Raw genomic sequence first — 9,883 nt, forward strand, 5'->3', positions numbered from 1 at the left:
GACAGCTGAGTTGGTCTACGAGGCGATTGCAAGCCTCTCCGTGCGGCTGGATCGAATTCAGATGTTTCATACGGATCGTGGCAGCGAATTTGACAACCGCCTGATTTCGGAGGCGCTAGCTACCTTCGGCATCCAGCGTTCGCTGAGCAAGAAGGGCTGTCCGTATGATAACGCAGTCGCTGAGGCTACGTTCAAGATTTTCAAAACGGAGTTTGCCAACCAACGACAGTTCCAAAGCCTGAAGCAGTTGTCGGTGGAGCTCCGTGATTATGTCCACTGGTTTAATGAGCATCGGATTCATGGGACGTTGGGTTATCGAACGCCCGCTGAAGTCAGACGGTTGCCCTCATAATCGTTGTCCAGTTTTGTGTTGACAATCCACGGGAGGTCTGAGCGAACGGGATAACGCAGGAGAGAGGTTCAGGGGACCGAGTCATTTCCGGAGAGGCGGTACTCCTCCCGTCGCTGGATGGCGGACGGGTACCGCCTCGATTCTGTGCACGCCGGAGGTTGAATCAGAGAGCTTGTCGCAGAGTGGGCGGGGCGATGATCGGCAAGCCTTCCGCTTTCTCGAGCAGTTCCTCCGGCTTCATCGCCAGCACGGGTAACTTGTCGAGATGCCAGGCTGCGAAGGCCGTGGGGCTCACGATACTGCGGATTCGGTTTTCCTCCAGCAAGAAAACCGATCCGTCGGGGAAACGAACGACTCCGCCCCGATCCTCGCGCCTTCCATGAAGCCGGAACCAGCGTGCCTCCGCTTCCGAAGCTTGAATCGGCTCGGCGAGGCGCCAACGCTTCACATCGACCTGGGACAGACGGACGACGGGAATGCGGGGCGTTCCTTCGATCGGGCGGCGAGTGCCGTTCTCGACCCAATAGATCGGGGCTCCGATCCCTTGGACCGCCATGAGCGACGGGAACAACGACGCCATATCCGGCACCGAACCGCCGGCCGTCCGCAGCGCGCGATGGATCCATTCGTACGGATTGTTCCATTTGTCCTTGAAATGCTGCTGGTTGCGATCGTTCACAAGCATGAACCGGTCTCCCAGCGCCTTCATGCTGACGCTTCCGAAGTGATGGATAAACGCATCCTCCGCCACCACGAGGCTTTTGCCCAGCATGCGAACGCGAATGTTGAAATCGTCATCTTCGAAATTGCCGATTTCGAACCCTTCGTCGAAGTAACCGATCTGCCGGAACAGTTCCCGCCGGAACAGCAGGCAAAAGCCGACGAGCCGGTCCGTCCTCCGCCAGCGTTCCGGATTCGGGATATTGTTCTCCCTGGCGAATGCGGGCATTTCACTGACATCGCGATAAGGAACATCTACCTGCTGATCGCCGCTGATATAGTTCGTGATCGGCCCGACCATGCCGATCCGATCGTCGCTGTTCAGGCAAGCCAGCATATTTTCCAACCAATGCTCGGTCACCAGGGTGTCGTTGTTGAGCAGCAGGATCGTCGTGCCTTTGGCCATCATCAACCCGATGTTAATGGCTCCCGCGAATCCGCGATTGGAATCCAGCACGCGGAACCTTACCTGGCCGCTCATTCGGCGTAGATATTCTCCCGTACCGTCGGTGGAGGCGTTGTCGATCACGATCACCTCGTAAGGCAGATCGGTGTTCTCGGTGATGCTGTTCAGGCACAGATTCAGCAGATCCAGTTGATTGTAAGTAGGAATGATGATGCTTGTGCCTTCGAAGCTGTTCGGATAGCTTTGCAGACCGGCCTGCACCCCTTCGCGATAACCGTGGCCGAAGCCTTGCCCGTATCGGCCGGACGCCGTCGCTGCGGGCTTTCTCGCCCGCCGCCGGACGCCTCGCGCTTTGCGGGAAGCAGCGGGCGAACGGCGTCTGAGCCGGCGAATTGCCAGGCGCGCTGAAGTCATGCTCCTTCCCCCTTCGTCGTTCCGTTTATCGTTCCATCCGTCTTTCATGCTGAGACGGATTCAAAATCCCCGCGACGACATTCGCCTGATGGCCGAAATCGATCGCGACCCTGCCGGTTCGCTCCGCAAGCCGAACGCAGATCGTGACGGCTGCGATTCCGGCGGAGACAAGCGCCAGATCGAATACGCAGCGAGAGGCTTCTTCCACGACTCGTTCGATATCCGCCACGCCGCGGACCGGCTGAATGGCTCCCGTTATCGCCACTCCACGGGAGGCAAGCCTCTGCGCGAGCGGCAAAGCCACATCGCCGATGATCAAAATCCGGCGTCCGGCCAGCAAGCGGTTTATCAACCCTTGTTCCTGCAGCGAGAAATTAATCGTGGAGATCGTCAGCCGCAGCGACTCGGGCCGGATGCCGAACGCTCGCCAAACGGAGAACAGCAGCGGTTGAAAATACGGACGCCGGGACAGCGGAACGCCGATCAGCGACGCCCTGCGAATGGACTCGATCAATTCGTCCCGCGCCCGCAAATCCGGAACGTTCACTCCCGCATAAGGCAGAAAGTCTCCCTCTTGGACCACTGTCTCGATAGGCAATACGCTGTTCTGGGCCAGCGTCAACAATTCCCCGTCGCCCAATCGCACCAGCGAAAAAGGCTGCCCTTGCGCAAGCGCGCGTTCCAACATCTCATACGTTTGGACGGCGCTGAGGAGCGGCATGCCGCGAGACCGCAGCGCATCCACTCCCGCGCTGAGCACCGTCTCTACGGAAGCATCGGGAATGAGGATGTCGGGAGGCAGTCTCTCTTCCAGCAAACGTTCTCCCCCATCGAACAATCCGTCCCGATAACCTTGTTCGTAATCTCTCCCGTCCGTTTCGACGACAGGCTCCTTGCCGGCGGCGTCCGGTTGGATTGGAATCGTCAGCACCGACTCGGCGGACTGATCGGCCGGCTTGCGCCCGTTGCGAGTCCGGCGCGCCTTCCTTTGAGGATCTGCGTAACGCCGGCTCCTCCTGCCGCCCCGGGCCCGGCTTTTGCCGCCGGTCGGGGCACGGGCCTTCATCGCGCTCCCGGTAGGCGCGCGCCTTGCTCCAGCGGCCGGCACGCGGGCGGTCCGCTCGGCGGCTTTGCCGATCGGCGAGGCGCGGCTGCGGGCCTGAGTCTTCGTACGGATCGCCGGAACGTTCATGGCAAAAACCCTTTGAGCTTGCGGCCAGCCTCCTCAAGAGATTCGAAGGTGCCGGCATCCGTCCACCATCCGTCCAGCACCTTAGCCTGCAGCCTGCCTTCTCTGGCAAAAATGTTGTTGACGTCCGTAATCTCCATCTCTCCCCGCTCCGAAGGCTTTACCTGGTCGATGATCGAGAATACGTCCGACGGATAGAAATACAGACCCGTCACGCAGTAGGAGGAGAGCGGATTCACCGGTTTTTCCTCGATGAACTCGATCTTGCCGGTCGCGGCGTCCAGCTTCGGGACGCCATAGCGCCGCGGATCCTTCACCTGCTTCAGCACGACCATCGCGCCGTCCTTCTGCTGCTCGAATTGCTCCACGAACGGTCTCAGCGAAGGCTCGAACAGGTTGTCGCCGAGCAGCACCGCGAACTTCTCGCCCGTTCCGATGATCGGCCGGGCAAGATCCAGCGCCTGCGCGATTCCTCCCGCCTCCTCTTGCACCCGATATACGATCGATACGCCCCAATCCCGGCCGCTGCCCAGCACATCCGCGAACCCACCGAGCGCGGAACGGCCGGTGACGATGACCAGGTCTCGAATTCCTGCTTCCCGCAATTTCGCTACGCCGAAACAAATCATAGGGTAACGCCCGACAGGAAGCAGGTGCTTGTTGGTCCAAAACGTTAACGGCTTAAGGCGCGTTCCCGTCCCCCCTGCCAGTATGACTGCTTTCAACAGACACCCTCCTTGGCGCATGCCTTGCCTCAGATGAAAGCATGCGGATCGATATTCCATTTCTCCATGAACAATCGATAGTTGCGATTCACCAATTCCGTTTGACGCTCGGCTCCTTCCCGACGGAAGCTTGCGCTCCCCTCGTGATAGATGAACACGTCCGGACATAACAGCAGCCCGAATCCGTGAAGCCTGGCTCTCAGACAAAAATCGTCGTCCTCGTAGTGCCCCGGCGTAAACCTCTCGTCCAGCGGCCCGATTCGGCCCAGCAGCTCGCGGCGAAAGGCCAGGCATATGCCGACAAGCCGTTCGACTCTTCTCCACCGCGCCGGGTCGGAGCGGTTGACCGCTTCGGCGATGCGCTGGAATTCATCGAGATCGGCGAACGGATAATCGACCTTTTGCTTCCCGCTGGCATAGTTCGTCACCGGGCCGACCATGCCGATCTCCGGCGAACTGTAGAGCGCCGCGTTCAGATTACCGAGCCATCGGGCCGAAACGACGGTGTCGTTGTTGAGCAGCACGATCGTATCTCCCGATGCCGCCCGAAGCCCTTTGTTGCAAGCGACGGGAAAACCTTCGTTGCGGGCGAGCGACACGAAGATCAGCCCTTCGCGCAAGCACCACGAGACCGTTCCGTCCGTGGAGCCGTTGTCGATTACGATCACTTCGTATTCCGAATCCGTATACCTGCGGATCGACTCCACGCACCGTTGCAGAAGATCCAGCCGGTTATTCGTCGGAATGAGAATCGAGGAACGCATCGTTCACCACTCCCCCCACCGCTTTGCGATCCCGGTAGCGGTCCGAGAAGCCGAGCCGCCCGCCCTTGGACGGCATCAGAGCGCCCCAGGCTTCGATATGGTCTCCAGCCGCCAGCCGGGAAGCCTCCCCTTCGGTCGGCGGCGACGTTGCGTCCATCCGGACGGCAACGCCGACCTTGAGCCGCTTCGCCAACGCAAGAGCGTGTGCTTTGACCGGTACCGCCAGATCGGCGTATCCGATCGCGTCAAGCGCTCCGCGCGACAACGCGAACGGGCGCGCCGCCATCGTGTTCATTTTCAGATCGGGTCGGCTTAGCGTCACATTCAGCAGTTCGTGCCAACGCTGAACGGCGGGACGTTTGTGGAAAAGACGCTTGGGAGAGGATTGGTCGGGCAGCGCCACGTCCAGACGTCCGTCATCGCATTCCCACAAGAATCGGCCCAACGTCTCGGCCGGGACGGAGGCGGCGGCATCGACGAACAGCACGGTGTCCGCTCCGGTAAGCTTGGCGCCCAGAGCCCGTCCGACATCGCCGTCCAGCGGGAACGGATAATGAGCGATCAGCGCTCCCTCGGCGTTCCTCCGGATGGCTTCCAGCAGCGGCTCCGATGCACGGCCCGCCACAACGATCGTCTCGTCTAACGGAAGAAGCGCCAAACTGTCTATCACCTTGGGATAAGAATCGGCATCCGAAGGTACCGCAAGCACCGCCGCAGCGCTCCCTTGCAGCGGGATCGGCACGAACGTGCCCGGTACTTCGGCGCCCGACAGCGCTGCCGTCCCATACGCTTCGGCTTGCTTCCACATCAGCTGCCATTCCGGCAGCGGCAGCTTCTGACGCGCCAGAAGCGCCCATTGCCGGCGAACGTGCGCCTTCAACTCGGCGAGCGTGCCGTTCGGATGCTGCATCCGCCAGGCGGCTCCTTCGCGCCTCCCCTCCTGACGAACCGACGCCAGCCCGTCAGCCGCCGCCGGGCCGAGGGAGGGCGGCCGGCGATATGGCGGCCGCGGCCTGCCGCCCCGCCTCTGCAGCTTGGCAGCGCGCCGGAGGCGTCTCGCCGGAACGGCGGACCGGAGAGGCCGGCGGCGGCGCCGGCTTGCGTTCGCTCGGCGTTTTTCGCGTACCATCTGCCTCACCTCACCATCGATCTTTTGCGAATCCCGTCTTCATGACCCCCTCGATCGTCCGTATTCGCCCGCAGCCAGCGGATCGCTTCCAGGTGATCGCCGATAATGAGCGGCTCCAGGGAATTGACTCGCTCCCGCTTGATCCGCAGCGGGTTGATCAGCCCGACGTCGACATGCCGGGCCCTTCGGACTTCCAGCCCGCGGTGAACCGCGATCGCATGCGCAAGCGGGGGCACGGCCAACGCCGGGCTTCCGATCGTTTCGAGCGCTTTCCTGCTCAGCGCGTGCGGCACGGCCGTCAAGGAGGCTCCTTGCAAATCCGGACGCCCCAATAGCGAATTAAGGGCGTGCTTGGCGAGCACGACCCCGTGAACCGTCTCGCGGCGGGTCGGTCCGGAATAATCGTTCAGCGCCACGTCGGTTCCGCTCTCGACCGCGGCGACGAAGGGCCGCAGCATCGAAGCCGGAATGACCATATCGGCGTCAATGAATAACAACACTTGCCCGAGCGCTTCCCGGGCGCCGATCGCGCGGCCGACGTCGTGGCCGAGCGGCCGGTCGAACACCAGCACCCGGGCGCCGCTGCTTCTGGCAATCTGCAGCGAGCCGTCCGTCGAGCCGTTGACGACCGCGATCACCTCGGTGCTCGGATGAACTCGCGAGGCTTCCCTCAGCACCCTGGCCAACGTCCGTTTCTCGTTCATCACCGGCACGATAACCGATACATAAGGGGCTTCCCAGGGGGGCAGGGCCATTCTTCCGCTCCCGTTCGCCGGTCCGGCGCGGTCTCCCGGCGTATCGGGAACGACCGCGGTTCCGGAAAATCTTCGGGCGCTTCCGGTTGCGGATCGCCTGCGTTTCGTCTTTTGCAAAATGCCCCTGACACCGCGCGCCGATCGCTTTCGCGGACCCGTCACGGGAAGCCGTCTTCTCCGATTTCCGCTTCTGCTCGACAAGCCGATCTCACCTCTCTATGCTTCTTCGGCATCGGGTGTACATGACATTGTATGTGCAACGTGTCCATGCGCAACGGCATCTGTACGCGGGGGCGTACGCCCGTCCATTATCGGAACGAGGAGAGCAAACGAGACAAGGGCCCCGGACAGCTCCGGGACCCTGCATTGGATTCTTATCGGGTTAAGCCTTCGAACCGACGGCGAGCCATTGCAAGAAACCTTGCGGGTCCGGAACGAACCGGGTCCGGACGATCTCGAGCGCGGCTCCTTCGGGATCCTTGCGCTTAATGTCGCAGACGCAGAAGGAGCGGTCCGGCATCGCGAACAGCACGTAATTCGAATCGGCGAAAGGCTGCGGGAACCTGACATAGAGCTCCTGCTTCTCCGTTATGCCTTCGAAACCGTAAGCTTCGTTGCCGAAAAGCAAGGCAGCGCCGGGCTGCGCGGCGGCGACGGGAAGGAAGGACAAGTGCGCGTTCGAGATGCTGCCGGCGGCAATCCGGGTGCCGTCCACGCTCCCTTCCGCGAGCCTTGCCCCGTCGACGACGGTATCGCAGGCCGCTGAAGTCGGCACAGCCTTCTCTTTCTCCAGGTTCTGCTTCAGATCGGCCAGCAGCCCCGCGAGCGGAGCGGACAACTTTTCCCCCGTCACGCTTCCTTCCGCCAGATGATGGGCTTCAACCGAACCGTCGCCGATATGTCGGGACAAAATTGAACCGTCGATCAGATGGGAGGAGCTGACGCTGCGTACGGCCAGCTTATCGGCGGTAACCGCCCCCGACCGCAGCTGCTCCGATCCGACGGCAGACTCGCCAATGTGCCGCGCTTGCACGGCTGCGTCAGCCAGGTGATCCGAACCGACGGAACCGAATGCCAGCTGTTCGGCTCCGACCGCTCCGGCGGCCAGCTGTTCCGTGCCGATTGCGCCCGCCGTCAGGTGCCGCGCTTCGACGGAGCCGACGGCCAGCTTCTCCGCTCCGATCGATTCAGCCGCCAACATTTCAGCCGATATCGCGCCCGGAGCCAGTTTGCCCGCCGTCACGCTGCCGTCCGCCAGCTTCTCTTCCGTCACGGCCGCATCCGCCAGTTGCTCCGTGCCGACGGCTTGCAGAGCGAGGTGGATCTCGTTTATGGATCCGAGAGCCAGCTGTTCGGCTCCGACCGCTCCGGCGGTCAATTGCTCCGCGCCGATTGAGCCTGCCGCCAGGTGCTTTGCTTCAACCGAGCTTATGGCCAATTTCTCCGAACCGACCGCTCCGTCCGCCAACGCTTCCGCCGTCACCGCGCCAAGAGCCAGCTTACTGGCCGTTACGCTTCCTTCCGCCAGCTTCGCTTCCGTTACCGATGCTTCGGCCAACTGCTCCGTACTGACGGCTTCCGCGGCAAGGTGGACTGTGTTTACCGATCCCGTAGCCAACTGGTCGGCGCCCACTGCTCCGATGGCCAGCTGCCTGACGCCGACCGCACCGGATGCCAGGTGCTGTTCCTTGACGGCGCCCAACCCCAGCTGTTCGGGACCAACGGCTCCATCCTCCAACGCTTCCGCCGTCACCGCGCCGAGAGCCAGCTTGCTGGCCGTTATGCTGCCGTCGGCCAGTTTCGCTGCCGTCACGGCTCTATCCGCCAGCTGCTCCGTGCCGACGGCTTCCGCGACGAGGTGGATCTCGCATACGGAGCCGGGAGCCAGCTTGTCGAAGCCTACCGCTCCGTCGGCCAATTGATCGGCTCCGACCGCACCCGCCGTCAGATGCCTGGCATCAACCGAACCGTTTGCCAGCTGCTCCGATCCGATGACTCCGGCCTCCAGCGCTTCCGGCGTCACCGCGCCGAGAGCCAGCTTGCTGGCCGTTATGCTGCCGTCGGCCAGCTTCGCTTCCGTCACGGCCGCATCCGCCAGCTGCTCTGTGCCGACCGCTTCCGCGGCAATGTGGGCCTCATTAACGGACCCGGGAGCCAGTTGTTCGGATCCGACCGCTCCGGCAGCCAATTTCTTCGTTCCGACCGCACCGGGAGCCAAGTGCCTCGCGTTAACGGAGCCGATGGCCAGTTGGTCCGATCCGATCGACCCGAACGCCAGCGCTTCCGCCTTTACCGCGCCGGAAGCCAGCTTGCTTGCCGTCACGCTGCCGTCCGCCAGCTTGCCTTCCGTCACGGCTCCGTCCGCCAGTTGGTCCGAACCGACCGCTTCCGCGGCGAGGTGGACCTCGCTTACGCTTGCGGGAGCCAGCTGTTCGGCTCCGACCGCTCCGGCGGCCAGGTGTTCGGCTCCGACCGAGCCTGCCGTCAGGTGATACGCTTCAACGGAGCCGATGGCCAGCTGATCCGAACCGACGGATTCAGGCGCCAGCGCTTCCGACGTCACTGCGCCGGGGGCCAGCTTGCTCCAGGTCACGCTGCCGTCCGCCAGCTTCGCTTCCGTCACGGCTGCATTCCCCAACTGCTTCGTGCCGACCGCTTCCGCGGCAATGTGGGCTTCGTTTACGCTTCGGACAGCCAGCTGTTCGGCTCCGACCGCACCGGCCACCAGCTGTTCGGAGCCTACGGTACCCGGAGTCAGGTGCCGCGCTTTAACGGAGCCGATGGCCAATTGCCCCGAACCCACCGAACCGGCAGCCATGGCCTCCGACGTTACTGCGCCGGGAGCCAGCTTGCTCCAGGTCACGCTGCCGTCCGCCAGCTTCGCTTCCGTCACGGCCGCATCCGCCAGCTGCTCAACGCCGACGGTCTCTGCCGCGAGGTGACGCTCGTTCACGGATCCGGGAGCCAGCTTTTCGGCACCTACCGCTCCGTCGGCCAGTTGTTCGGCGCCCACGGCGCCAAGCTTCAGGTGCCATGCTTCGACGGAATCGGCAGCCAACTGCTCCGTTCCGACCGACCCGACAGCCAGCGCTTCCGCCGTCACCGCGCCCGAGGCCAACTTGCTTGCCGTCACGCTGCCGTCCGCCAGCTTCGCTTCCGTCACCGCCGCATCCGCCAGCTGCTCCGTATCGACCGCTCCCGCGGCAAGGTGGGCCTCGCTCACAGATCCGAGAGCCAGTTGTTCGGCGCCTACCGCTCCGTCGGCCAGTTGTTCGGTGCCCACGGCGCCAAGCTTCAGGTGCCATGCTTCGACGGAATCGGCAGCCAACTGCTCCGTTCCGACCGACCCGACAGCCAGCGCTTCCGCCGTCACCGCGTCCGAGCCCAACTTGCTTGCCGTCACGCTGCCGTCCGCCAGCTTCGCTTCCG

Annotated in this window: 8 protein-coding genes; 1 reads left to right on the forward strand and 7 read right to left on the reverse strand. The window is 63.0% G+C overall.

The window, feature by feature from the left end; all coding sequences use genetic code 11:
• A partial coding sequence (locus tag H7C18_RS34385; RefSeq protein WP_185133654.1) for an integrase core domain-containing protein occupies positions 1 to 352 on the forward strand: 352 nt, incomplete at its 5' end.
• Between the two features lie 163 nt (positions 353 to 515).
• Here H7C18_RS34385 and H7C18_RS34390 read toward each other — a convergent pair.
• The 7 genes from H7C18_RS34390 to H7C18_RS34420 form a co-directional block, all read right to left on the reverse strand.
• Entirely contained in the window at positions 516 to 1,892 is a 1,377-nt protein-coding gene (locus H7C18_RS34390) for a glycosyltransferase family 2 protein (RefSeq protein WP_185133655.1), read from the reverse strand.
• Between the two features lie 25 nt (positions 1,893 to 1,917).
• Positions 1,918 to 3,084, reverse strand: coding sequence for a GT-D fold domain-containing protein (locus tag H7C18_RS34395; protein WP_185133656.1), 1,167 nt, complete (start codon positions 3,082 to 3,084; stop codon positions 1,918 to 1,920).
• Positions 3,081 to 3,806, reverse strand: a complete 726-nt coding sequence (locus H7C18_RS34400; RefSeq protein WP_185133657.1) for a sugar phosphate nucleotidyltransferase — start codon at positions 3,804 to 3,806, stop codon at positions 3,081 to 3,083. Before H7C18_RS34400 ends, H7C18_RS34395 begins: the two co-directional genes overlap by 4 nt.
• Positions 3,807 to 3,835: 29 nt before the next feature.
• Positions 3,836 to 4,570 carry a glycosyltransferase family 2 protein gene (locus H7C18_RS34405; RefSeq protein WP_185133658.1) on the reverse strand — a complete coding sequence of 245 codons (735 nt, stop codon included), beginning with the start codon at positions 4,568 to 4,570 and terminating at the stop codon, positions 3,836 to 3,838.
• Entirely contained in the window at positions 4,539 to 5,480 is a 942-nt protein-coding gene (locus H7C18_RS34410; protein ID WP_185133659.1) for a family 2 glycosyl transferase, read from the reverse strand. Before H7C18_RS34410 ends, H7C18_RS34405 begins: the two co-directional genes overlap by 32 nt.
• Positions 5,481 to 5,704: 224 nt before the next feature.
• Entirely contained in the window at positions 5,705 to 6,574 is an 870-nt protein-coding gene (locus H7C18_RS34415) for a glycosyltransferase family 2 protein (RefSeq protein WP_420481907.1), read from the reverse strand.
• Positions 6,575 to 6,836: 262 nt separating this feature from the next.
• Positions 6,837 to 9,883, reverse strand: a 3,047-nt coding sequence (locus tag H7C18_RS34420) for a WIAG-tail domain (protein WP_185133660.1), incomplete at its 5' end; no start/stop codon positions are given.

Origin of the sequence: Cohnella zeiphila (genome assembly GCF_014212055.1) — a bacterium.
In the GTDB taxonomy this organism is placed as follows: domain Bacteria; phylum Bacillota; class Bacilli; order Paenibacillales; family Paenibacillaceae; genus Cohnella; species Cohnella zeiphila.

Bases quoted from the DNA above. Each gene is read 5' to 3' on its own strand.
- H7C18_RS34405 (WP_185133658.1), bottom strand. From the start codon at position 4,570: ATGCGTTCCTCGATTCTCATTCCGACGAATAACCGGCTGGATCTTCTG.
- H7C18_RS34395 (WP_185133656.1), bottom strand. From the start codon at position 3,084: ATGAACGTTCCGGCGATCCGTACGAAGACTCAGGCCCGCAGCCGCGCC.
- H7C18_RS34390 (WP_185133655.1), bottom strand. From the start codon at position 1,892: ATGACTTCAGCGCGCCTGGCAATTCGCCGGCTCAGACGCCGTTCGCCC.
- H7C18_RS34410 (WP_185133659.1), bottom strand. From the start codon at position 5,480: ATGCAGCATCCGAACGGCACGCTCGCCGAGTTGAAGGCGCACGTTCGC.